This is a genomic window from Bacillus cereus group sp. MYBK216-1, from assembly GCF_051916495.1.
In the GTDB taxonomy this organism is placed as follows: Bacteria; Bacillota; Bacilli; order Bacillales; family Bacillaceae_G; genus Bacillus_A; species Bacillus_A thuringiensis_K.
Genome location: NZ_JBQAGT010000002.1, coordinates 203,055 through 228,514, shown reverse-complemented (window position 1 = coordinate 228,514; position 25,460 = coordinate 203,055). Strand labels below are relative to the sequence as shown.

The window sequence follows — 25,460 nt, the reverse complement described above, 5'->3', positions numbered from 1 at the left end:
TAAAAATAGATGAGGTGCGATTATGAACGGATATGTATATTTAGTTGGTGCAGGACCAGGTGATGAAGGGCTTATTACAAAGAAAGCGATAGATTGTTTAAATCGTGCAGATATCGTTTTATATGACCGTTTATTAAACCCTTTCTTTCTTAGTTATACAAAAGAAACATGCGAACTTATTTATTGCGGAAAAATGCCAAAGAATCATACTATGCGACAAGAAATGATTAACGCCCACCTCCTTCAATTTGCGAAAGAAGGAAAAATCGTAGTCCGCTTAAAGGGCGGAGATCCATCTATTTTTGGCCGTGTTGGTGAAGAAGCAGAAACTTTAGCATCTGCGAACATTCCATATGAAATTGTACCAGGCATTACATCTAGCATCGCCGCTAGTAGCTATGCTGGCATCCCCCTCACCCACCGCAACTATAGTAATAGCGTCACTTTATTAACTGGGCATGCGAAAGGTCCTTTAACCGATCATGGAAAATATAATTCATCCCACAATAGCGACACAATCGCCTACTACATGGGTATAAAAAACTTACCTACAATTTGCGAAAATTTACTACAAGCAGGCAAAAAGGAAGATACACCAATAGCAGTCATCGAATGGGGTACGACAGGGAAACAGCGCGTTGTCACAGGAACACTTTCAACTATTGTTCCTATCGTCAAAAACGAGAATATTTCTAATCCTTCTATGACAATTGTTGGTGATGTCGTTTCCTTACGTAATCAAATCTCTTGGAAAGAACGCAAGCCATTGCACAGCAAGAAAGTTTTATTTGCATCTGCAACAAATAAAAAAAGCGCAATAAAGCAAATGTTACAAGAGTCCGGTGCAGAAATATATCAAATTCCAACTTTCAAAAAGAAAGAATACACATTAACCTCTGAACAAATCAATAAGATTTTTAACGTTGATCGTCTTGTATTTTGTTCCGCTGACAGTGTAGACATCTTAATGCAATCATGCAGTAAATATTATAAAGATATTCGTTCCTTACAGGCAGAACTTCAGTATATGAACCTTTCTATTCAAGAAAAGCTCATGCAATATGGATTGTTCAGTAAACCTGCGCAATTTTCTTCGAATTCAACGATTTATTTAGGACGAAACATTAACCGAATTGCTGTTTTTCAAGAAAAAATTGGTGCTGGTTCCTATATGATGACTCATGAGTACACAATTGATCATCGCTTCGATGAAATTCATTCACGTATTCTTTCTGAATTCTCATGGGATAGCATTGTATTTGAAGGTCGTGCTTCTATTGATACGTTTCTAGCAGAAATAAAACGCCTTGGCTTTATCAATATTCTTACTCTCCCATTCTCGTATACCGACGTTCCAACTTTACACTATGCAAATAAAGTTGGGTTTCATAACGTAGATCATCAATTACAAGAAACTCTTATGAAGAAAGACATGGTGAGACAATGAAAGGAATTGTATATGTTGGACATGGGAGCCGGCTACAAGAAGGTAATGAACAATTCATTCAATTTATTCAATCTGTTATGAAAGAGCGAAACGAAAGAATTCAAAAAATAGCTTTTCTAGAACTAACGACACCTACTATTTCGGATGCAGTTACAGAAACGATAATAGAGGGAGTAACTGAAATAATGATTGTACCTGTTTTATTATTTGCAGCAGCTCACTATAAACGTGATATTCCTTTTGAAATAGAGCAACTACAAAAGAAATATCCACACATAACATTTTCAGTTGTACCTCCTTTTAGTACACATCCACATATGGTGGAACTTGTAGTGAAAAGAATACGTGAAGCTATGTCAATGCAAAATAGTAGTATTTTACTCGTAGGACGAGGCAGTAGTGATCCACAACCGATACATGAATTACAACAAATCAGAGCAGCTGTCGAACGAAAACTTGGTATGCCAGTATCCTGTTCCTTTTTAACGAAAGGAACTCCCTCTTTTGCTGCTGAGCTCAAGGCTATAACATCGACTGCGTCCCATGTATATGTCATGCCGTACCTTCTCTTTACCGGATTATTACTTCAAAAAATTAAATTGCATACAAAAAAATATGATCACGTTACGACTTGTAACTGTCTTCAGTTTGATACATACATGAAGTTAACATTATTAGAACGAATGGAGGAATGCATATATGTATAACATGTACCCTCTTATGTTTAATCTACAAAATAAAGTGGTCATTATCATTGGTGGAGGTAAAATTGCATATCGAAAAGCGTCTGGATTAAAAGATACAGGCGCTTTTGTCACCGTTATCAGCCCAGAAATTTGCGAGGAAATGAAGGGACTTTCTTATATTACTTGGAAGCAAAAAGCTTTTAGTAATGATGATATTAAAGATGCTCACCTTATTTATGCAGCTACAAATCAACACGCTGTAAATATGATGCTCAAACAGGCCGCTCATGATTTCCAGTGGGTTAACGTTGTAAGTGATGGTACAGAATCATCTTTTCACACACCTGGCGTTATAAGAAATAATGAATATGTTGTCACTATTTCAACTTCAGGTAAGGACCCATCGTTTACGAAGCGTATGAAACAGGAATTAACTTCTGTCCTTGCTAAACTTATAAAAAGACTTTCTCGTACTCATAAAATGTAATCTATCACTTAGCTAAAATAGTAATTAGCTTTGAACAAACGTTTTTTAGGATCAGACAAACAATTGGACAAGAATCTGTGAAGAAAAATAACGGCAACAATTACGGACAAAAAAAGCAGTTGCTTGAGGGCAACTGCTTCAATACAGGTTTTATATTGGATATTCATTCAACCAAATTAGCGCTTGTTCATAATCATCAAAAAATCTCACAGATTCTTTCGTATTAGATTGTTGTAAATAATCCATTATCTCCCCCTCTTCAAGGAGAAATGCAATTGCCGTACTGTTATTCAAAATGATTTCATTGAAGAACTTCTCTTTCCATACTTTTTGAACAGAAAAATGATTTGGCGTGTATCCTTTTCTATCCACCAACAATTTGTATTTCCGCCCTTCAGAAATGAATTGCTGACAAACCTGCTCAAAACCATTAAACCATTCATACACATCATCTGTTTTTATATTTCCAACTAGATGGGTAACAATTATATCTCCTGAAACTGTTGTGCTGATATTCTGTTTACTCAACTTGGAATCCCCCCTTAGTTACAATTTTACGAAAAAACCGCATAAAATCAATAAAGAAAAAATTCTTACTTGACACTCCCACCCCATCGCTATCAAACTAAGCTCACGTAACGTCAATTATAAGCGAAATTATGTCTTTTTTCGCAAGTCTATATGCAGATGCTTTAAAGATTTTCATACGAAATAACCCGTAACGAGTTTCCTTTTTTTGAATTAAGCCACTTGATTATCAGACACGGTACAATTGTAAACGCCCCCCAATATATCATAGACTGTTTTCCTCTCATATCAATGGGATTTCCATCCATCATTTACCGCCTCAAATCCATTCGGTTTTAAACGTATATTCAAAACAAAATATATGACAAATAAATAACGACAGTTACTGTAATAATGCTGAAAAGTGTTGAAAATAAAACGATTTGTGTATGTAGTTCAGGCTCTATTTGATACTCCATAGCAATAGTTGATGTATTTCTTGAAGTAGGAAAAGAACTTGCAATAAATAATGATTGTGCAACAATTCCATCAATGTTTAAGAGGTAGATCATGGAAAGTGCTAATAATGGCCCCATCAGTAACCTTCCAATTAAAGACCATGTTATGACTCTATGGAAAAAATTAAGCTTAATGTTGGCTAATTGTGCTCCTAGCAATATGAGTGCTATGGCAACAAAACTATTCGCAAGCTGATTAAGAGGTAGAAAGATAGAATTAGGTATTTGAATTGTAAACGATTGAAAGAGAATCCCTAGTACGAGCGCATGAAATACAGGCAGTCTTATAAATGATTGAATAATACCTCCGATTGTTTTTGTTGCTGATAGTAAGTTATAAATCCCATATGAATAAGTTAAAAGGTTTTGGAAAATCACAATGAAAATCTGAATGGAAACCCCCACTGGATTGTGACTGAAAATCAATTGACTTACTGGTAATCCATAATTACCGGAATTCATTAACGAAATGCTATTTTTTAGAGCTGCACTTTCTCCTTTTTCTAACTTTAATGTTTTTGAAATAAAATGACTTACTAGCATTAGACTCAGACTATAAAACATTAAATAGTACATGATCTGGAGCAACAAACCTGTTTCTATACTAATATCATATATATTCACAAATACAGCCGCTGGCATCAAGCAATAATTAATAAGTGTAGATAGCTGCTTTAAGTTAAATTGGAACTTCCTTTGTAAGATTGCACCAATTAGCATCAATATTAATATTGGCACTATTACGTCTAATATAATGAAAATAAACATTTAAAACCTCATTCTACATATATTTTAGTTGGATTAAACGCTCTCTTTTCTTTAACATATCAAATATGACTCACAAAGAAAATTATGAATTATTTATACAAATTCATAATTTTATCTTATCAACCTAAACTGTATTCTTTATTTTAAGTGTACTTTTTCACAATCTCCATTAGCCTTACCCAAAAATCTGGTCCTAAAAAATATGCAGTTTTTTCTTGTTATAGATACCTTTATATGTTTTTTGAATTTCGGAACATTTCAAGCTATTGATATATTTTTATACATATTAATAGCTAGCTTTTAGAAAGGAGCGACTATTTATCGATTCGTTAGCGATCAATAGTCATCGTTTAATTCAAAAGTTATTATTTTCATTCTCGATATATTTGCTTTCTAAAAATTAGTTTAATCTTTGTGCTTGAGCTAACCTGCCCTTTAATTGAATAACATCTGATATCTATTTTTTAACATAAAATTCCATTACCCTTCTGTTTTTTATTTAAAAACCACAATATTTTAGAAAACAAACATTTGTTAAGATATCAATAAAAAACAAGTTGAAGTCTATTACTAAAAGAACCATCCCAAAATACTTCGGGACGGCTCTTTTTCTTTTTTAATGATTCTTTAACATCACTAACAGCTTTTCTTGACTATACATCCACACTGTAATGATTAAACAAGCAAGTGCGACTTCTGATAATGCCATAAATCCAATTGCATAATGACCTGTTAGTTGGAATAATAATGTTAAAATTAGCGGCGGGAAGAACCCTCCTAGTCCGCCTAAAGCTGAAACGAGTCCATTTACAATACCAGCTTGTTCTGAGAAGTACATTGGAACGAGTTTGAAGATTGTACCATTACCGATACCTGCACAAAATGCGACTAGTAAGCAACCAAAAGTATATACGTTCATACTAGGCATGAATGATAAAATAATACCTGAAAGTGTTAAACCGATAAATACGAAGATTAATATTTTAAATGGGTTAAATTTATCACCAAGCCAACCGCCAATTGGCCGCATAATTGTTGCAAGTACAATGAATCCTGCTGTCCGCATACCTGCATCCACTTTTTCTAATCCGAAGTGAGATACTAAAAAGTTTGGTAAGTATACAGTAAATGCGACGAAAGATCCAAATGTTAAAAAGTAAAAGATACATAAAAACCAAAGTTTTTCATTTTTATATACACCTTTTATTTGTTCCATTAATGGTGTATTCACCTTTTTCTCCTTACGATCGCCTAATAAAAAGTTCATAAGTGCAAATGCTGCGAGTAAAACTAAATAACACTGTACTGTCGTTCTCCAGCCAACTGAAGTTGCGATAACTGGTGCTAAGAACGAAGTAATTGCTGTTCCTGCGTTACCGACACCGTATATACCATTTACAAAACCGTGACTCTCTTTCGGAAAGTATTTCGGTAAAGAAGTTACGCCTACAGAGAATACAGCACCACCGATTCCGACAAATAAACCACCAATAATTAAATCCATCATTGAATTGGCAACACTAATATAAAAGACAGGAAATAATAATAGAATAAAACTAATAAAGAATAATTTTCTTGCTCCGAAACGATTTGTCCAATAACCAATTGGAATGCGAAGAACAGAACCTAATATAACCGGTACTGCTGTTACCATAGAAATTTGTCCCGCAGTTAATGGAATATCCGCTTTAATATAAGGCATTAATGATGATAAAATGACCCATACCATAAACCCGATAACTAGATTAGAAGTTTGTAAACTTAATTGAAAATTAGGACTTTTCATCCTGTTCCCTCCTATGTATGCATAGTTATATTCATTCCCTCCAGCCTAATCACGTCCTAACATGATTAGGCTGAAAAGAATCAACCACCACTCACTGGCGGAATCATTGCTATAACATCGCCAGTTTGAATGATGTCATCCTCATTTGCATACTCTTCATTTATAGCAACCATAATCTCACTTGAAATCGCTACGTCGTATTTCTTAATGAGCACTTCCTTAAGTTTAGCAACCGTAATATTTTCACAATCTATGTGTAATGCTGACTTACTTACTTCTTCTTGTAAATGTGCAAATAATAGTACTTCAATCATATTCTCATCCCCTTTCCAGGCTCATCATTCTCATATGCTACCTTTTCTAACTGATCACCTATCCATGATTCACCATCTTCCCAAAATTCTTTCTTCCAAATGGGAACGATTTGTTTTATACGCTCCATAATATATTCGTTCGCCTCATAGGCTGCTTTCCGGTGTGGTGTAGAAACAGAGACGACAACAGCAAGATCACAAATTTGTAATGTACCAATGCGATGTGTAATGGCGACAAATGTCCCAGGCCACCTCTCTCCTACTTCAGTACCAATTTTCTCAAGCTGTTTTTCTGCCATTGTTTTATATGCTACATACTCTAAATATAGCGTACGACGGCCTTTCGTAAATTCTCTAACAGTACCAATGAAAGTAGTAACTGCGCCGCACTCACGACAAATTACTTTGTTTGTAACTTCCTCAATTGAAATAGGTGTATCAATCACTTCATAATACGTATGTGTCATCTTGCACCTCTTATCTTCATATAAGTTAGCAATCTATTTTTCTATCATTTGTACGACCGAAATGGTTCTTCCCATGGCCACTCACTTCCAGCGTTTGATTCTAATAACAGTACCGAAACAGTTATTCCTGCTTCAAATCCCCTTGTTCCTCCCGGCAGGACAATAAATGCGTTCGCCTCTGCAAGTGAAGAAATTGCACTAGATTTATCTAAACCAACTGGTGTCGCTTGCAATTTTCCATTTACAATTTCCACTTTTCCTCTTACAAAACGAGTGAATGGGTTTGCTTTTGGAAAGTCTTTTTGTAAAATCGCCTCTGCACGAAATACATGCGAATCTTTTCTATGCAAGTATGTTCGAATAACTGGCCGAACAAATAATTCACAACCGACATAACAAGCAGAAGGATTACCAGATAAACCAAATAGTAGTTTTCCTTCTACCTCAGCTACAGTTGTCACACTTCCTGGTCGCATCGCTATTTTGCTAAAAAGTACATTTGCTTGTAATCTCTCATAGATAGCAGGTAAATAGTCATAATCTCCTACCGAAACGCCACCAGTTGTAATTAAAATATCGACTTCTTTTATCGCTTTTTTTACAGTGTTATAACACGTCTCAATATCGTCAGCGAACTGTCCATAATACTGTACAACTCCGCCAGCTCGTTCAATTTGAGCAGCAATCATATAGGAGTTACTATTTCGAATCTTCCCTGGCTTTAAGTGTTCATGTACTTCAAGCAGTTCGCTTCCTGTCGTTACAATTCCAATAACCGGCTGTTTTATAACGTGTACAGAACTATAACCAAACGTAGCAAGAAGTGCTGCTACTCCAGGATTAATAACAGTACCTTTTTTCACAAGGACGGTATTTTGTTTTACATCTTCTCCTTTAAAAGAAATGTTATCCCCAGCAATAAAGGAGCGTTTCAATTTCATATAAGTCTTTTCATTTTCTTCAAACCCTTCCGTTAGCTCCAACATAACAACCGCACTACACCCTTTCGGAATTGCTGCTCCTGTCATAATACGGACAGCTTGAAACTCTTTCACTTCTTCTGTAAAAACAAAACCTGCTCCAATTTCGCCAATTACTTCAAACTGAATGGGGTTACTACTACTCGCTTCTTTTGTATCTTCCGCTCGAATCGCAAACCCATCGTACGGAGAGCGATTAAAATGCGGAACATCATGATCTGCAATAACATCTTCTCCAAGTGTTCTACCGTAGCTTTCTATAAGAGAAACCTTTTCTATTTCACCTTGGTAGGCATATTCCATTACACGCGCAACTGCTTCTGCCACCGGAATTGGTATACGTTTTTCTAACATTCTTTTTCACCTCGTTTTAATAAGGGGCGACGCTCTTTCTGTTCATCCTATATATTTTGCGTATAATCGTTTTGCTATTTTCATATCATTTGTTCCATGAATAAATGCCCTACCGTCTGTAAATAAAACGAAACGATATTCATCAATTAGAAATGATAGTAAGTAAGGCGTTTTTTGGACATGTACAATTTTTTGTAATTGTTTTTGAACTTCCTCTAAATGAAGAACACGTTTTATGCCTGGGCGGATTTGAACAGTATTCCTTCCACATAGCACTTCCGTTTTCATCTGTGCTTCAAATGTTAAACTTGGGTACGTACGTGTATTGCCACAAGATGGACATGTATTTTTCTTCTGTCTATTTACTTTTAATGAGAGATACTGATTGTTCCAAATATCAAATGATAACATTGTCCCTCGCAGCGCATCGAAATCATCCACCAATATTTTCATCGCTTCTGTCACTTGGTGAGCAACAACCATTTGTACAGCTGGTTGAATGATTCCGGCTGTATCGCATGTTGCACCTCCCATAGGATGATCCATTAAGCAACGAAAACACGGTGTTTTCCCTGGAAGAATTGTATACGTTACACCGTAACTTCCAATACATCCACCGTATATCCAAGGTATATTTTCTTTTTGTGAAATGTCATTTATAAGTAGACGCGTATCAAAATTGTCAGTCGCATCTAATATAAGGTCCACTTCTTTTGTTAACTCTTCCATTTCTTTCATTGTGACATCAGTTACAACTGGTACAATTTCCACTTCAGAATTAATCTTTCTTAAATGCTCTGCCGCTGCAATTGCTTTCGGTTTGCACTGCTGTGCATCTTCTTCTGTGTATAACTGTTGCCGCTGTAAATTACTCCATTCGACATAGTCACGGTCAGCGATTGTCAATTTCCCAATTCCCATTCTAACAAGAGCTTCTGCATTTGCAGCTCCAAGTGCACCCGCACCGATTAAAAGTACATGCTTTTCTCTTATTTTTCTTTGACCCATTTCACCTATTCTAGAAAACAATACTTGCCTTGAATATCGCTCTTGCATAGGAAATCCTCCTCTCGCTATCCGCCAATGTAAGACATTTCAACTTTTTGACGTTTATTTGTACTATCCGCCGTTCTTTCATCTGAATATCGATCTGTTCTATATCGCCACGTATGTTGTAAAATTTTTAATAGTGATGCATCAGAAATATTTTCTCGAAGAAGCGTTCGCAAATCCGTTCCTTTCGTTCCAAATAGACACGTAAAAAACTTACCATCTGCCGAAATACGAGCTCTCGTACAAGAAGAACAAAATGACTCTGATACTGAAGTAATAAATCCAACTTCTGCATCGCTCCCTACATATCGATACAATTTCGCAACTTCTCCAAAATAACGAGGTGTAACAGGTTCAACCGGATATACGCGATTAATCTTCTCTATTAATTGTTCCTTCGTAATCACTTGTTCAAAATTCCATCCGTTCGTACTGCCTACATCCATAAACTCAATGAAACGGAGCTGAATTTCTTTTTCTTTAAAATAACGAGCCATATGAAGAATTTGACTATCATTCATTCCTTTTTTTACGACCATATTTACCTTTACCTCTAATCCAGCAGCCTTTGCTGCTGCTATTCCTTTCAGTACAGGTTTTGTACTTACATTTCTTCCGTTAATTTTTTTGAAGACGTGATCCTCTATCGCATCTAAACTAATATTTACACGCTTTAATCCCGCGTCTTTTAACGCCTTAGCTTGTTTCGCTAAATGAATTCCGTTTGTTGTGAGCCCAATGTCTTTTAAGCCTTCTAGTTTTGTAAGCCTTGCGATTAACTGAGGTAAATCTTTACGCAATAACGGTTCACCGCCAGTCAGCCTAATTTTATTGACTCCCATACTTATAAATAATCTTGCTAATCTTTCTATTTCATCGAACGTTAATAAAAACTCTTCCTGCAAAAAAGCATAATCAGGTCCGAACACTTCAGCAGGCATACAGTATGTGCACCTAAAATTACAACGATCAATAACTGAAATACGTAAATCTTGAAGTGGCCGTTCTAATGAATCTTTCATTTTTTCGTGCATCTATATCCCTTCTTTTCTGCTGCAATCCTTAGTAAGCTTTCAATTTTTTATTTGCCTTTATTATAAAAAATAAGTTGCAAATTCAATGTGACTTTTCTCACATCACTTTCCCCATTCAAAAATTCTTCACAAATCTGTTCGCATTTTGTTCACATCTTCAGTCTCTCCTCCTTACGGTCATTGAAATTTTACTATATTTTTAAAATAGCTCTTGCATTTTCAACATATTTACACTCAAAATAGGAAATGTATTGCTTATAAGAAGAAAGGTGATTGCTGTGACAAACAGTATGAAATTATCTCAAGATTTAAAGGAATTACTTGCATCTGTTGAATATAAAATGCAGATAAAAAAAGGCAGTTTTATTTTTCAAGAAGGTATGGAGGCAACCGAACTCTATATTATCCACTCAGGAAAAGTACAAATTAGTAAACTTAGTGCTGACGGACAAGAATTAACACTTCGAATTTGTTCGGAATATGACATTATTGGAGAATTAACGTTGTTCACGGATAATGCAAAATATTTATTAAACTCAAAATGTCTTGAAGATGTTGAAGTAGGTGTAATAAAGCGTGAAGCGTTAGAAAAAGCATTACTCCAAAAACCCGCTCTTGTATTTGAATTTATGAAATGGATTAGTGAACATTTAAGAAGAATGCAAACGAAGTTCCGAGATTTAGTGTTACACGGCAAAAAAGGTGCCTTATATTCTACTCTCATTCGAATGACAAATAGTTACGGTGTATTAAAAGAAAATGGTATTCTCATCGATTTACCGTTAACGAATCAAGAACTAGCTAATTTCTGTGCAACTTCACGTGAAAGCGTAAATCGAATGTTAAATGAATTAAAAAAGCAAGGTACAATTTCTATTCATAAAGGAAAGATTACCATTCACGATTTACAATTTTTAAAATGTGAAATTGCTTGTGAAGATTGCTCTGCTTCTGTTTGTAGTATTGATTAGCATCTTATTTAGATGCTAATCTTTTTTCAATTTAAACTACTTATTAACGGTTATTCCCTATGTAAACAAAAACGAGGCCTTCCATATTAGACCTCGTTTCGTTTTAACCATTAGCTCCTATCCGTTTACAGCAGTATTATTTTTTCAACTCATTAGGAATACGTCTTCTGTAAATTACATAACTACGGCTTACATATTTAATTGGGGCACTAAATACATGTACTAGTCTTGTAAATGGCCACACTGCGAATAAACCCATCCCTGCAAGAATATGAATTTTAAACCATACTGGTACTTCCGTCATATATTCAACTTTCGGTTGGAAAATAAAGAGACTTCGGAACCAAGGGCCAATTGTTGTACGATAATCAAATCCTTTTGAATCGATATTTAAAAATGTTGCAGAAAGTCCTGCTAACATTACGATAAGTAATAAAATAAGCGCAATATAATCTCCCTTTGTGCTCGTTGCAATGATACGTTTTACAGTTACGCGGCGGTACGTTAATATAATTAAACCGATAATAGAAGCAACACCTGCCGGAAGCCCGAAACTAATTGCCATTATGTGATACGTATGCTCAGAAATACCTATCGAACGGTATACAGCTTCTGGAATTAATATCCCCATAACATGACCGCCAATTACGAACATAATCCCAAAGTGGAATAATAGACTTCCGATTCGGAGCATTTTCTTTTCTAATAGTTCACTAGATTTTGATGTCCATCCAAATTGATCATAGTTGTATCTAAAAATATGTCCACCGATAAAGATTGCAAAAATGATATAGGGAAACAATACCCATAGAAATTGATTCATCATTTTAACAACTCTCCTTTCTAATTTTTCTGTACATCCCATGCTTCGATAGCGAGTAGAACAGCCGCAAGAATTGGTTCATACATACTACCTGCTTCTTTTAACTGAACGTGTAATGCTTGTATATTCTCCTTGTATTTATTCATAATTGGTTCACTGTCTTGCTCATTTGCATTTGCAAAAAACTCAAGAAAAAGTGGTAAATAATCAGGTAATTCTTTATCCGTTACTTCAAAACCAGATTTTTTATAATGCTGCTTTAACTCTAATAATTCAATACCTCTTTCTCTTTGTTCACCAGTGTTCATATAAGTAAGATACATATTTGTTTTCTTACCAAAATCGAATGTATATACGTAACTATCAATGAGTTGATCATTCGTTTTATCTAGCGCTTGCTTTATAAAGGCTGTAAGTGATGCTTTAACTTCTTCCTTTTCTATCGTTTCAATCTCTTCTTGCAATTCAGTTACAGCTTCTCTCCACCCTAGTTCAGGATAGGAGAGAAGAAAAGAAGAACAAGAAAAAGCAGTTTGTAAACTTTGTTTCATCATTTTCTGCCCCCTTTATTTAAGAAATTGTCATACAAGAGCCTGGACCACCTGCGAATGCTAAACCACAGCTTCCTTGTTCGCTATATAAATCTGCCACTTGTTCACGATGAGTGCCCGGAATGACGAAGCGATCTTTATATTTCGCAATAGCAAGAAGACGATACATATCTTCTACATCCTGTTTCGTTAAACCAAGTTCTTTTAATACAGCTTCATTTGGCTCTTTATTAATTTGCAGCGCTCTCATATGCGTTCGCATAACAGCCATTTTCTTCAATGTAAGACGAATGTGTGATTCATCTCCTGCAGTGAGTAAATTCGCTAAATATTGAATTGGAATACGCATATTATCGATAGCAGGGAAAATCTCTTCTGCTTGCCAGTTACTGCCTTTCCCTTCCACCATATTCATAATTGGGCTAAGCGGCGGAATATACCAAACCATCGGCATTGTACGGTACTCTGGATGAAGAGGCAGAGCAATTTTCCAATCGATAATCATTTTATAAATTGGTGATTGTTGCGCCGCTTTAATCCATTCTTCAGGAATGCCTTGTTTTTTCGCTTCAGCTGCTACTTCTGGATCATTTGGATCTAGGAAAACAGTAAGCTGAGATTCATATAAATCTTTTTCGTCTTCAACAGAAGCTGCTTCTTTTACTTTGTCAGCGTCATATAGCATTACCCCAATATACCTGATACGTCCCACACATGTTTCTGAACAAATTGTTGGCATACCAGCCTCAATACGTGGGAAACACATTGTACATTTTTCAGCTTTATTCGTTTGCCAGTTAAAATACACTTTTTTATATGGACAAGATGATACGCAGAACCTCCAAGCACGACATGCATTTTGATCTACAAGAACAATGCCGTCTTCTTCACGTTTATACATCGCACCAGATGGACAAGATGATACGCAAGACGGATTCATACAATGTTCACATATGCGTGGTAAATACATCATAAAGACGTTTTCAAAATCTGTTTTAATTTCTTCTTCCATTTTCTTTACGTTCGGATCTTGTAATCCTGTTATATGTCCACCAGCTAAATCATCTTCCCAGTTCGGACCCCATTCAATTTTGTCGATAAATTCGCCTGTAATTGCTGATTTCGGACGAGCAACTGGTTGATGCTTACGCTGCGGGCTATTTGTTAATGTTTCATAATCATAATTCCAAGGTTCAAAGTAATCATCAATTGTTGGTTGATCTGGATTGTGGAAAATGTTCATAAGACGTTTCATTTTCGAACCAGATTTCAGCTGAATTTCACCATTTTTCAATTCCCAGCCGCCTTTATATTTCTCCTGATCTTCCCATTGTTTCGGATAACCAATTCCGGGCTTCGTTTCTACGTTATTGAAGTATATATATTCCGCACCTGGACGATTTGTCCAGGTGTTTTTGCACGTTACACTACAAGTATGACAGCCGATGCATTTATCTAGGTTCATTACCATTCCGACTTGCGCTTTAATCTTCAAGCCAATCTACCTCCTTCAGTTTACGGATTACAACATTTAAATCACGCTGGTTCCCAGTCGGACCATAATAGTTAAATCCATAGCTTAATTGGCCATATCCACCAATCATATGTGTTGGTTTAACATGAATACGGGTTGGACTATTATGCGTTCCCCCACGGGTGCTTGTTAATTTCGTACCAGGCACGTTAATGTGGCGATCTTGCGCATGGTGCATAAATGCCATTCCCCTCGGTATACGGTGCGTTACAACAGCACGCGCTACGACAACACCGTTACGGTTAAAGCACTCGATCCAATCATTATCAGCAACGCCAGCTTCTGCAGCGTCCTCTTTATTCATCCAAACAGTTGGACCACCTCTAAACAGCGTTAACATCGGTAATGAATCGAAATACATACTATGAATCGACCACTTATTATGCGGTGTTAAATAGTTTAGTGTAATCTCTTTCCCTTCTACTTCAGGGCGTGACTTACGGAACGGTTTATGTTGCAGAATTGGTTTAAATGTTGCCATCATTTCACCAAATTCTTTCATCATGTCATGGTCTAAGTAGAAAGATTGTCGACCAGTTATCGTTCTCCAAGGAATAAGACGTTCCACATTTGTTGTAAACGGTGAGTAACGTCGTCCACCTTTTTCTGAACCTGTAAAGGCCGGAGAAGTAATTACTGTTTTCGGTTGTGCTGTAATTTGTTCGAATGTAAAGCATTCTTCTTCACGTTCTTCTGCTAAATCACGTAATTTTAGATCTGTTTGTTTTTCAAGTGCTTCCCATGCTTTTACTGCCATATGACCGTTTGTTGTAGAAGAAAGCGTTAATACCGCTTCAGCAGCATTGATTGCTTCTTTTATGTCTGGGCAACCTTTCGCAATAGTATCCGTTCGAACAACTCCTAATTTGCTCTTTAATTGCTCATACTCTTTTTCTGCTGACCAAGAGATCCCTTTCGTACCAATCGGTTGTTTTCCGGCATTTGGTCCAAGTGCTGTCATTTTGTCATAAATCGTTTTATAATCCCTTTCAACAACATGAATTTGTGGCATCGTTTTACCCGGGATTGGTTCACATTCACCTTTACTCCAATCTTTAATCTTGCCAAGTGGTTGCGCTAATTCTTGCGGTGTATCATGAAGAAGTGGTGTTGCAACAACTTCTTTCATTGGCTCAAGATCTATTTTCTTCGCTAAATCTGACACAGCTTTAGAAAGTGAAGTGAAAATATCCCAGTCAGAGCGTGCTTCCCACGGTGAACCGATTGCTGGATTAAATGGATGCACAAATGGATGCATATCTGTACTACTTAAATCATGTTTTTCGTACCAAGTTGAAGCAGGTAAGACGATATCAGAATACAGCGCTGTTCCAGCCATACGGAAATCTAAATTAATGAGTAAATCAAGCTTCCCTTCTGGTGCTTCTTCATGCCACTTAATTTCTTCTGGTCGTAATGAATCACTATCGTCATTCATTAATCCGTTTGTTGTACCTAATAAATGTTTTAAGAAATATTCATGCCCTTTACCAGAACTTGAAATTAAATTCGCACGCCAAACGAATAAGTTGCGCGGGAAGTTGTTTTTATTATCAGGATCTTCAATCGCAAATTTCAGTTCTTTTTCTTTTAATTTTTGTGCAACATATTTTCCGATTTCTTCTTGCGTTGTTGCACCAGCAGCAACAGCTTCTTTATATAATTCAATTCCATTTTTCTCGAATGTTGGATAAGAAGGTAACCAGCCGAGTCGTGCTGCTAATACATTGTAATCACCGTGATGTTGATAACGTGAGTTACCTTCAATTGGTGATGCTAAATGTCCAACAGGTGTATCTTCATAGCGCCATTGATCTGTTACGAAATAGAAGAAAGACGTACCATTTTGTAATTTTGGTGGCCCTTGCCAATCTTTTGCCATCGCGATTGTTTGCCATCCTTCTGCAGGTCGTAACTTTTCTTGACCAACATAATGCGCCCATCCCCCGCCGTTTACTCCTTGTGCCCCGACGAGAAGAACAAGATTTAAAACTGCGCGATAAATCGTATCAGAATTAAACCAATGGTTAATACCAGCTCCAACAATAATCATCGAGCGACCATTTGTATCAGCGGCATTTTGTGCGAACTCACGAGCGATTTGAATAATTAGTTCTCGTTTCACTCCTGTCATTTTCTCTTGCCATGCAGGTGTAAACGGTACATCATCATTGAAGTCTTTCGGCTCTTGTCCGCCAAACCCTCGGTTCACCCCGTAATTTGCTAACGTTAAGTCGTATACAGTTGTAACGAACACTTCGCCTTCTTCTGTCATAACCTTTTTCACTGGAATTGTACGTTCTAATACTTTGTTTCCATCATCAGAGAAGTACGGAATTTGTACCGTTCCAATCGTTTCTTCCATTCCAAGTAAAGAAAGACGTGGATCAATCTTTTCACCTGTTTCTTCATCTTCTAAACGCAAGTTCCATTTCTTTTCGTTATCCCAACGTGAGCCCATTGTGCCTTGAGGTGTTGCAAAATCATTCGTGTTCTCGTTCCAAAGAACAGGTTTCCATTCTCCTAACTTCGTTTCGCGTCCAATATCAGCAGCGTTTAAGAAACGATCAGCAACGAATTGATCTCCTTTTTGTTTCAATGTGACAAAGAAAGGAAAATCAGTATATTGCTTCGCATACTTTGTGAAATATTCCACTTGATTATCTACGTAAAATTCTTGTAAGATCACATGCCCCATTGCCATCGCAAGTGCACCATCTGTACCTTGTTTCACACTAATCCAATCATCCGCAAACTTTGTTGACTCAGCGAAATCAGGACTTACTGAAACTACCTTCGTTCCTTTATATCGAACCTCCGCTAAAAAGTGTGCATCTGGTGTTCTCGTCATCGGTACATTTGAACCCCATGTCATAATGTAACCAGAGTTATACCAGTCACTACTTTCTGGTACATCTGTTTGATCACCCCAAATTTGCGGAGAAGCTGGTGGTAAATCTGCGTACCAATCATAAAAACTAAGCATCGGTCCACCCATAAGTTGCATAAAGCGACTACCAGCTGCATGACTTAACATCGACATAGCTGGAATTGGTGAGAAACCAACATTTCGGTCTGGACCGTATTTCATTACTGTATACAGTAATGAAGCTGAAACGAGTTGTAACACTTCATCCCAATTCGCACGAATGAATCCTCCTTTACCACGTGCCTGCTTATACTTTCGTGCTTTTTCAGGGTTTTCCACAATGCTTTTCCAAGCATCTAATGGTGACTCGTTATTTTGTAGTTCCTCTTGCCACATACTCCAAAGAACACCACGTACATACGGATATTTCACACGAAGTGGACTATAAATGTACCAAGAAAAACTTGCTCCACGTGGGCATCCTCGCGGTTCAAAATCTGGCATATCAGGACCTGTCGTTGGATAGTTAAGCTCCTGCCCTTCCCACGTCACAATTCCATCTTTCACATATATATTCCAGCTACATGAACCAGTACAGTTCACGCCGTGTGTAGAACGAATTACTTTATCATGCTGCCAACGCTTTCTGTACACATTTTCCCATTCACGATCTTCATATGTTTCTTGTGTATGATTATCGTTATAACGATCTATTGGTGAAAAATATTTTAAACGTCTCATTAGTGCTGAAGTTTTTTTCTTCATACTGTTCACTCCTTTAATACGTCTCTCTTACATACCCTTACTATAAGAGAGGTTGTAAAATACAGATGTGACATTTCGCACAGTTCAAGAGATTGTCAAAAATTCAGTAGAAAATAAGTTTGTGAGAAAACCTTTTGTTCCGTTGTGAAGGTTATGGTTAATCGTGATTATTAGGAGAATAGTATTTTGAGGTATCGACTATTTTGCAAAAGAAAAAGAATTTTGATATTATTTCAAAAATGCCATAAAGAAAAGAATATAAATTGTATGTAAGGAATTTTTTCTTCAATGTCATTTTTAATATCAAGTCTCATTTTACATAAAACTACAAATCATTATTTACTGTATTGCCCTTAGTTACGGAAACAATTATACTAGATATAATCAAAATAAATAATCTGAATATTCTCAGAATTAAAGGTGGAAGTTTTACTATCTATATATAGAATTAGAAATATGTCAACTAAATGGATTAGAAAACGATAATAACATTAGGAGGATTACGATGCCCCAGCTTGATTCATTACATCCCACTGTAGAAAAAATAATCAATAATATTGAAAAAATAATGGTCGGAAAACGAAAAGAAACAATCTTAGCTTTGACAGCTCTCTTAGCTGAAGGTCATGTGCTATTAGAAGATGTTCCTGGTGTCGGGAAAACAATGCTAGTACGTGCTCTTTCTAAATCCATTGATGCTGATTATAAGCGAATTCAATTTACACCTGATTTACTGCCGTCAGATGTAACAGGAGTTTCTATTTATAATCCGAAAGAGCTCCAATTTGAGTTCAAGCCTGGACCAATTATGGGGAATTTTGTACTTGCTGATGAAATTAATCGTACATCTCCAAAGACACAATCTGCTTTACTTGAATGTATGGAAGAAGGCAATATTACAATAGATGGTATTACAAGACCTTTACCAAAGCCGTTCTTTGTCATGGCTACACAAAATCCGGTCGAATATGAAGGAACATATTCTCTACCAGAAGCTCAGCTCGATCGTTTCTTATTGAAACTAAAAATGGGATATCCTACACCAGAGGAAGAATTTGAAATTTTAAACCGGATGGAAAAAACAAATCCACTCTCTCAATTACAGACCATTACTACAATACAAGAATTACTTTATTTACAACAAAGCGTACGGGTAGTAAGTATGGACAAAGCAATTAAGCATTACATTGTAAAGCTTGTTAATCAGACTCGTACGTACAGTTCTATACAGTTAGGTGCAAGTCCACGTGGTTCGATTGCTTTAATGAAAGCTTCACAAGCTTATGCATTTATCCATGGCAGGAATTATGTTATTTCAGACGATGTTAAACTTTTAGCCCCTTACGTTTTAGCACATAGACTCATTCTAAAAATGGAAGCAAAATTTGAAGGAATAACTGGCAAACAAGTTATCGCAAAAATCGTTGCACGAACTACCGTGCCTACTCAAAGGACGATGAACCCTTGATGAAACGAATGCTGCGAGCGCTATATCACGTTATGAAGTTATTGCTACTCCCTTTATGCCTAGTCTTAATATTTGTGTACGCTATGTTTCAAGGAGGGTTTGTAAGTTGGTTTTTATTTTACAGCATAATTCCCATTGCTCTTTATTCGCTACTACTCCCCTTCTACGCTTTACGGGACGCTGAAGTAAAGCGAATAACAAACCAAAATGGATATGTAGTAGGAGAACAATTTGTAAGCACGATTACAATAAAAAGAAAATTTCCTTTTCCCTTACTTTATTTAGTTATAGAAGATGCACTGCCACCACAATTTATAAGTTGTAAACAAATAAAGATGAATAAGGTAGTACTCTTCCCAGGATTGAAACGAAATATTTCGTTTCAATATGTTATTGACACAATCCCTAGAGGCGAGCACACTTTTTCAAGCGTTCGTGTCAAAACTGGCGATTTATTCGGCATGATGGAGAAAGAAGTAACTTTTTTAGTTCCAGATACATTTTTAGTCTATCCCCAGTATGTAGATATAGCGTATCGACAATTGGAAAATCATTTCGAACAAGGAGCGCTTTCAGCAAATATAAATTCAGCAAAAGACTCTACAATCTCGGTCGGTGTCAGAGACTATAAACCTGGCGATCGCTTTTCATGGATCGATTGGAAAGCAACTGCACGAACAAACAATATTATGACAAAAGAGTTTGAACAACAGCGCAGCCATAATATTATGATATTCATAGACAGAACCGAGTCTCCTCTATTCGAATCAGTCGTCACATTTACTGCCTCTATCGTAAGGGCTGTCTTGAAACAAAATTCACCAGCATCATTCGTGTCTATCGGAAAAGAACAAACCATTTTCCCTTTAGACAATGGAGATACGCAGTTACAACAAATCCTTTGTCATTTAGCAAAAGTACAAGCAGACAGTGTATTTCCGCTCTCCCAGAGTGTAGACATGGAACTAAGAAAAATTTATGAACCCGTCACGGTTATACTCGTGACCAGTAATCTTTCTCCCGATATTCAAAAGGCGGCTGATTGTGCTGCTATAAGAAATAGAAAATGTATGGTTTTTGTCGTGAAAGAAAAAGCGAATCAACTTTCACACCGAGAACTCAGTATACTAGAAACTCTAAAAAAACGACAAATATTTGTAAACACGGTTTATGAAAACCGGTATACAAACGTGTTTTTTGAGGTGAGCAAATGATGATATTACAAGCAAAATACAAGTGGGATACGAACAGATTCTTCATGCATGCATGTGTATTTCTTCTTTTACTAGAATGGCTAAGACCTCTTATAGGTATTACAAATGTAGGTAGATTAGATATTTTCGTAACATTTATAGGAATTTGCTTCGCTCTCTCTTTTTTTCAAACGAGGTGGCAGATTCCTATAAAAATTGTCACAGTCTTATTTATCATTCATTCCCTATATTATAAAAATGCTTTTATAAATCCATCTTGGCTAACAACATTCTTTTCTGATATGTTTCGAAATTCCTCCCTGTTTTTCCAAGGGAATTTACTAGATATTTCTCCAGTTTTTCCGACGGTTTTATTTTTTCTCTCATTTTGGTTTTTGAGTTCTTTCACTTCATTTTGGATTATTCATAAAAAACGTGGGTTTCTATTCCTTGTATTGACTATTATTTATATCGCAACTTTTCATAACTTACATTTATACAATGCAAACTACGCTATTATTCGTACTGTTGTCATCGGCTTTTTTATGCTTAGTCTTCTTCAAGTAGAACGAATAAAAGAACGTGAACACTTACAAAATTATGCTAGAGAAATCTCAAAATTACTTAGACCACTTACAATATTTATCGTATTATTAGCAACCATTGCATACTTTGCTCCAAAATTTGGCCCTCAATGGCCAAACACAATGGATTTTTTAAAATTCAACACATCTGAAGCAAGTAAAGAACAAAAAGTTTCTACAATTGGGTATGGTTTAGATGACTCGCGATTAGGCGGTCCTTTTAAGGCGGATCCTACAATTGTTTTCACAGCACGAACGCAAAACAAACAATATTGGAGAGTAGAAACAAAAGATTTTTATACAGGAAAAGGCTGGGAAATTTCTGAAAATCCGAAAAAGATTTCTTTTAAAAATAAAAACGACGTCGTAAGCTGGTACGAACAAAATACAAAAACGAAAACGACTGAGGCAACAATTACCATGCAAAAAAGTTACCCTCACCTTACCTATCCAGCAGGATTAGTATCAGTTGAGGCTGCTTCTGATGTATCATACAGTGTTGACCCGTTTTCAGAAAAAATTTATACAATGAATGGAGACTCTTCTACTACTTTACATTCGTATAAAGTAACATATGAGATCCCTGAGTTTTCCATAGAAAACTTGAAAGCTGTAAAAACAAATGAAGGTCAAGAAACAAATCCTTATTTTATGACAAAGTACACACAACTTCCCAAGTCATTACCACAGCGCGTAAAAGACTTGGCTGTCAATCTTACAAATGATAAAGACAACCGATATGATAAAGTATTAGCTATTGAAAATTACTTTACAGACAACTCTTTTACATACGAATCAACAAATGTCTTATTCCCTGCCAAAAGCCAAGATTATGTAGATCAATTCCTTTTCGATACAAAAAGCGGCTACTGTAATAATTTTTCGACGTCTATGATTGTACTACTTCGTTCTGCCGGGATTCCTGCTCGCTGGGTAAAAGGCTATACAGAAGGAACTCTTGACAATACACTTGCCTCTGCAGAAGGTGAGGATGTTTATACAATCACGAACGATAACGCACACTCTTGGGTCGAAGTATATTTCCCAGGATACGGATGGATTCCATTCGAACCAACAAAAGGATTTACTAATCCCTATAATTTTATAAATAATACGCCTGCTCCTATTTCACAAAATAGCGAAGCAAATAATTCTAATAACACGCAAATACAACAACGAAATAATGAAGCAAAACTTAAAAGTTTAATAGAAAATACAGAAGAAGCTTCTACTAAAAAGGTTACAAATTCTCAAACTAGTTTTTCTTGGTGGTACGTATTCCTCTCTACGATACTAATTAGTATTATGGGATACATTCTCTTCACCACTAGAATGATATGGAGGACATTTCTTATTATTCATTTCTATAAATACCGAAAAGATGATGGTGTTTATCAAAAAGCTTACGGTGCACTTTTAAAACAATTTGCGAGAATTGGCATACCACGGCGTGAAAGTCAAACATTCCGAGAATACGCTCTCCATATCGATACACTTTACAACTCGGCCGATATGCAACAACTTACTGCCAGTTATGAGAACGCTATGTATAAACAGAGGCAGACTGCAGAAGAATGGAAGAAATCTGTACACTTATGGGAAGTGCTTATGAAAAAAGCAGCTTCTCTACCTAAATCAGATGACTTTGATACAGTTATTTAATCTTGAAAATGTGAGTTTAAAGAAAACGTCTCAAAGAACTACATTGTTCTTTGAGACGTTTTTTAATAAAGTGAAACTCCTAATTATTCTCCAAGTACCTTCTCAATCTCAACCTCTAAATCTACCGGCTTCGTCTGCGGCGCAAAACGCCCTACTACTTTCCCGTCTTTTCCAATTAGAAACTTCGTAAAATTCCATTTCACTGCTTTCATACCGAGTAAACCTGGTGCTTGTTCTGTCATGTAGGTATATAAAGGATGAGCCTTATCACCTTTCACATCAACCTTTGCAAACATCGGGAAGTTTACACCGTAGTTTAACTCACAAAAACTAGTAATATCTGCTTCTGTACCTGGCTCTTGTCCTCCAAATTGGTTACAAGGGAAACCGAGTATTTCTAGTCCTTGGTCCTTATATTTATCATACACCTCTTGTAATCCTTTATATTGAGGTGTGAAACCACATTTACTAGCTACATTTACAATAAGAAGTGCTTTTCCTTCATAATCTCTTAACGACTTTTCTTCACCTGTAATTGTTTTAGCTGAAAAATCATAAACTGTCATTGTCTTTGCCCCTCTCTTCACTATCATTCTATGTTTATACTATACTACATTCGTGAATATACAGCTCTTATTACGTACTTACACGCTGAAATGATAGCGCTTTATTTTTGTTCGAAAATTCGACAAAAAATACTAGACTTTTATTTTGGAAAGTTTTACAATTGAAATGTGAACAAAATGTGACAGTTTATATTCCATTATAAAAGAAAAGGATGGTGTCCATTATGAAAACTGCACAACATGAAACGATTTCAAATCGCGAGTTTTATTTCGTACTATATATGATGTTATTGTATGTTACTGGCTGGGTAATCGATGTAAATGGTTTATTCTTAAGCTCCTACTTTAATTTAGCAGGAGAGATTATGCTTCCATTAGTAGGCGGGATTGTTGGACTGTTCATTATGTCTATTAATAAACAACAAACGAAATAATAATATTACAAAAAGGCAGAAGACGAGCTTTCGTTTTCTGCCTTTTTTCTATTTTAGCGTATAATAGAAACATGCAGTATATAAGGAGTGGTAAATATGAAAAAAGTAGAGCAATTATCTTCTCACCTATATCTTATTGATGATTTCGATTTACAGCATAATGAACGAACAGGTACGTACGTTTTATTAGGTGACGATATTACTTTAATTGAAACTTGTGCAGCCCCTTCTCTTCCGTATATTTTAGACGGCTTACAACAATTACATATTGATTTAAACGATGTTAAAAACATTATCGTTACACATGTGCATTTAGATCACGCTGGCGCAGCTGGTTTAATGATGGAAAAGTGCCCAAATGCTACGTTATATGTGCATTCTCGTGGTGCTCGTCATATGATTGATCCAACAAAACTTATTTTAGGTGCAAAAGCTGTATACAAAGAAGATTTCGACAAACTTTTCGATCCCATTCTTCCTATAGAAGAAGAACGTGTTCGTATTGTACAACATGGTGATACATTACAAATTGCAGAAGACCGTAAACTTACATTTTACGATACACCAGGACATGCGAAGCACCATATTAGCATTCACGATTCATTAACAAACGGGATTTTTACTGGCGATACAATTGGAATTTATTATAGAGAACTCGCAGACGTTGATGTAGAGTTATATCTACCATCAACGTCCCCTTCACAATTCCAACCAGATGCGATGATTGCTTCTAAAAATCACATTCAAAGCATGAATGTAGATACTATTTATTTCGGTCATTACGGCGCATCCTCTCATGTTACAGAAGTATACAATCAATTGGAACATTGGTTACCTATTTTCATTCAGACTGGTAAGGAAGTCTTTGAACAGTATAATGATTTCGATGAAGCAACTAAAGCTTTACAAACTGTGTTAATGGATAAAATCTCTTCTCATCTTACAACGTTAAACGTTCCAGCTGATCATTCCGTTTATAATATTTTACATTTAGATATAGAAATTAGCGCAATGGGCATTATTGATTATTTCACGAAGCAAGAAAAAGCAAACTCCACTATTAACTAACAGTAAAAGAAGAGATATACAACAGTAGTTATTGTATATCTCTTCTTTTTTTGAATATATTTTGAGTAAAGGATGGTGGAATATAATGCAAAAAGTAATGCTATACCTCTGCTTCACATTATTTATCGTCTTATTATTATTTGTAGGAGTAAAAATTCAATTTTATTTAGATACAGACACGCAAGTGAACTTTAACGTTTATCCAAAATTATTCTACTTTACACTCTTCCCTCTTATAGTCGGCATTTTATTACGATTCCTTCAATCTATTAATCGCGAAACGAGTAAACAAAATTGGAGCTTTCAACCGGATAAATTTATCGCTATTACAGTGCCTACACTATTCATTTCCTTTTCCCCAGCACTCCTCTTTTCACCACTTGGCGAATACCTACCTTATTTAGTTAATATTATTCTAATAAATACAACTTTTGTTACGATTATTAGTTTAATAGCTGGTTATTCCCTTTTAGATTGTTTTATACAAAAGGATCATGCAGCGATGAAAAAATATAATTGAATGCTTTATTTTCTTTCAATAAAAAAAGCTCGAAGCTAAAGCTTTGAGCTT

The 25,460-nt window shown here is 36.0% G+C and carries 23 protein-coding genes; 10 read left to right on the top strand and 13 right to left on the bottom strand.

Annotated features, from left to right (window positions below; all coding sequences use genetic code 11):
• Positions 1 to 22: 22 nt before the first annotated feature.
• Genes ACTFRH_RS06740 through ACTFRH_RS06730 form a run of 3 tightly spaced genes read left to right on the top strand, consistent with a single transcriptional unit; the run spans position 23 to position 2,620 of the window.
• Positions 23 to 1,447, top strand: coding sequence for a uroporphyrin-III C-methyltransferase (locus tag ACTFRH_RS06740; RefSeq protein WP_001014938.1), 1,425 nt, complete (start codon positions 23 to 25; stop codon positions 1,445 to 1,447).
• Complete coding sequence (locus tag ACTFRH_RS06735; RefSeq protein WP_151521994.1) at positions 1,444 to 2,154, top strand: sirohydrochlorin chelatase; 711 nt, start codon at positions 1,444 to 1,446, stop codon at positions 2,152 to 2,154. The genes ACTFRH_RS06740 and ACTFRH_RS06735 overlap by 4 nt, the downstream gene beginning before the upstream one ends.
• Positions 2,147 to 2,620: a precorrin-2 dehydrogenase gene (locus ACTFRH_RS06730; protein ID WP_000282584.1), complete on the top strand. Its 474-nt coding sequence runs from the start codon at positions 2,147 to 2,149 to the stop codon at positions 2,618 to 2,620. Before ACTFRH_RS06735 ends, ACTFRH_RS06730 begins: the two co-directional genes overlap by 8 nt.
• Positions 2,621 to 2,770: 150 nt before the next feature.
• On the opposite strand, the gene ACTFRH_RS06725 is transcribed toward ACTFRH_RS06730, so the two are convergent.
• The 8 genes from ACTFRH_RS06725 to moaA form a co-directional block, all read right to left on the bottom strand.
• A complete protein-coding gene (locus tag ACTFRH_RS06725; RefSeq protein WP_002181618.1) occupies positions 2,771 to 3,148 on the bottom strand; it encodes a hypothetical protein in 378 nt (125 codons plus the stop codon).
• A 347-nt stretch (positions 3,149 to 3,495) separates the two neighbouring features.
• Complete coding sequence (locus ACTFRH_RS06720) at positions 3,496 to 4,413, bottom strand: AEC family transporter (RefSeq protein WP_000469522.1); 918 nt, start codon at positions 4,411 to 4,413, stop codon at positions 3,496 to 3,498.
• Between the two features lie 616 nt (positions 4,414 to 5,029).
• Entirely contained in the window at positions 5,030 to 6,199 is a 1,170-nt protein-coding gene (narK, locus tag ACTFRH_RS06715) for a nitrate transporter NarK (RefSeq protein ID WP_000841864.1), read from the bottom strand.
• 80 nt (positions 6,200 to 6,279) lie between these two features.
• Positions 6,280 to 6,513, bottom strand: coding sequence for a molybdopterin converting factor subunit 1 (gene moaD, locus ACTFRH_RS06710; protein WP_000573686.1), 234 nt, complete (start codon positions 6,511 to 6,513; stop codon positions 6,280 to 6,282).
• Positions 6,510 to 6,980, bottom strand: coding sequence for a molybdenum cofactor biosynthesis protein MoaE (locus ACTFRH_RS06705; protein WP_000149953.1), 471 nt, complete (start codon positions 6,978 to 6,980; stop codon positions 6,510 to 6,512). Before ACTFRH_RS06705 ends, moaD begins: the two co-directional genes overlap by 4 nt.
• Before the next feature lie 44 nt (positions 6,981 to 7,024).
• Complete coding sequence (locus tag ACTFRH_RS06700; RefSeq protein ID WP_000890788.1) at positions 7,025 to 8,314, bottom strand: molybdopterin molybdotransferase MoeA; 1,290 nt, start codon at positions 8,312 to 8,314, stop codon at positions 7,025 to 7,027.
• Between the two features lie 42 nt (positions 8,315 to 8,356).
• The gene (locus tag ACTFRH_RS06695; protein ID WP_001158154.1) at positions 8,357 to 9,370 is read right to left on the bottom strand and encodes a molybdopterin-synthase adenylyltransferase MoeB; all 1,014 of its coding nucleotides are present in this window, start codon (positions 9,368 to 9,370) and stop codon (positions 8,357 to 8,359) included.
• A gap of 17 nt (positions 9,371 to 9,387) precedes the next feature.
• Complete coding sequence (gene moaA / locus ACTFRH_RS06690; protein ID WP_000544617.1) at positions 9,388 to 10,401, bottom strand: GTP 3',8-cyclase MoaA; 1,014 nt, start codon at positions 10,399 to 10,401, stop codon at positions 9,388 to 9,390.
• Between the two features lie 278 nt (positions 10,402 to 10,679).
• Between moaA and ACTFRH_RS06685 the strand changes: the two genes are divergently transcribed.
• Entirely contained in the window at positions 10,680 to 11,372 is a 693-nt protein-coding gene (locus ACTFRH_RS06685; RefSeq protein ID WP_000185188.1) for a Crp/Fnr family transcriptional regulator, read from the top strand.
• Positions 11,373 to 11,508: 136 nt separating this feature from the next.
• Here the strand turns inward: ACTFRH_RS06685 and narI are convergent, their stop codons facing one another.
• The 4 genes from narI to ACTFRH_RS06665 are packed head-to-tail and all read right to left on the bottom strand — an operon-like array spanning position 11,509 to position 17,914.
• Positions 11,509 to 12,198: a respiratory nitrate reductase subunit gamma gene (narI, locus tag ACTFRH_RS06680; protein ID WP_000981848.1), complete on the bottom strand. Its 690-nt coding sequence runs from the start codon at positions 12,196 to 12,198 to the stop codon at positions 11,509 to 11,511.
• A gap of 17 nt (positions 12,199 to 12,215) precedes the next feature.
• Positions 12,216 to 12,746 carry a nitrate reductase molybdenum cofactor assembly chaperone gene (narJ, locus tag ACTFRH_RS06675; protein ID WP_033703548.1) on the bottom strand — a complete coding sequence of 177 codons (531 nt, stop codon included), beginning with the start codon at positions 12,744 to 12,746 and terminating at the stop codon, positions 12,216 to 12,218.
• A 19-nt stretch (positions 12,747 to 12,765) separates the two neighbouring features.
• The gene (gene narH / locus ACTFRH_RS06670; RefSeq protein WP_440048733.1) at positions 12,766 to 14,241 is read right to left on the bottom strand and encodes a nitrate reductase subunit beta; all 1,476 of its coding nucleotides are present in this window, start codon (positions 14,239 to 14,241) and stop codon (positions 12,766 to 12,768) included.
• Positions 14,231 to 17,914, bottom strand: a complete 3,684-nt coding sequence (locus tag ACTFRH_RS06665) for a nitrate reductase subunit alpha (protein WP_000730789.1) — start codon at positions 17,912 to 17,914, stop codon at positions 14,231 to 14,233. The genes narH and ACTFRH_RS06665 overlap by 11 nt, the downstream gene beginning before the upstream one ends.
• A 505-nt stretch (positions 17,915 to 18,419) precedes the next feature.
• On the opposite strand from ACTFRH_RS06665, the gene ACTFRH_RS06660 reads away from it, so the two are divergent.
• The 3 genes from ACTFRH_RS06660 to ACTFRH_RS06650 are packed head-to-tail and all read left to right on the top strand — an operon-like array spanning position 18,420 to position 22,821.
• Entirely contained in the window at positions 18,420 to 19,382 is a 963-nt protein-coding gene (locus ACTFRH_RS06660) for an AAA family ATPase (RefSeq protein WP_001135813.1), read from the top strand.
• Positions 19,382 to 20,596 carry a DUF58 domain-containing protein gene (locus tag ACTFRH_RS06655; RefSeq protein WP_000827534.1) on the top strand — a complete coding sequence of 405 codons (1,215 nt, stop codon included), beginning with the start codon at positions 19,382 to 19,384 and terminating at the stop codon, positions 20,594 to 20,596. The genes ACTFRH_RS06660 and ACTFRH_RS06655 overlap by 1 nt, the downstream gene beginning before the upstream one ends.
• On the top strand, positions 20,593 to 22,821 hold the full coding sequence (locus ACTFRH_RS06650; protein WP_033702997.1) for a transglutaminase TgpA family protein: 2,229 nt from the start codon (positions 20,593 to 20,595) through the stop codon (positions 22,819 to 22,821). The genes ACTFRH_RS06655 and ACTFRH_RS06650 overlap by 4 nt, the downstream gene beginning before the upstream one ends.
• 83 nt (positions 22,822 to 22,904) lie before the next feature.
• Here the strand turns inward: ACTFRH_RS06650 and bsaA are convergent, their stop codons facing one another.
• A complete protein-coding gene (bsaA, locus tag ACTFRH_RS06645; protein ID WP_000219442.1) occupies positions 22,905 to 23,387 on the bottom strand; it encodes a glutathione peroxidase in 483 nt (160 codons plus the stop codon).
• Positions 23,388 to 23,611: 224 nt separating this feature from the next.
• Here bsaA and ACTFRH_RS06640 point away from each other — a divergent pair, with 224 nt between their 5' ends.
• The 3 genes from ACTFRH_RS06640 to ACTFRH_RS06630 all read left to right on the top strand — a co-directional run bounded on the left by ACTFRH_RS06640 (position 23,612) and on the right by ACTFRH_RS06630 (position 25,409).
• Positions 23,612 to 23,821 carry a DUF3925 domain-containing protein gene (locus ACTFRH_RS06640; protein ID WP_000844984.1) on the top strand — a complete coding sequence of 70 codons (210 nt, stop codon included), beginning with the start codon at positions 23,612 to 23,614 and terminating at the stop codon, positions 23,819 to 23,821.
• Positions 23,822 to 23,917: 96 nt separating this feature from the next.
• The gene (locus ACTFRH_RS06635; protein ID WP_000754971.1) at positions 23,918 to 24,889 is read left to right on the top strand and encodes an MBL fold metallo-hydrolase; all 972 of its coding nucleotides are present in this window, start codon (positions 23,918 to 23,920) and stop codon (positions 24,887 to 24,889) included.
• A gap of 85 nt (positions 24,890 to 24,974) precedes the next feature.
• Positions 24,975 to 25,409 (top strand): hypothetical protein, encoded by a 435-nt coding sequence (locus ACTFRH_RS06630; RefSeq protein ID WP_001174540.1) that lies wholly within the window; start codon positions 24,975 to 24,977, stop codon positions 25,407 to 25,409.
• Positions 25,410 to 25,460 lie beyond the last annotated feature (51 nt).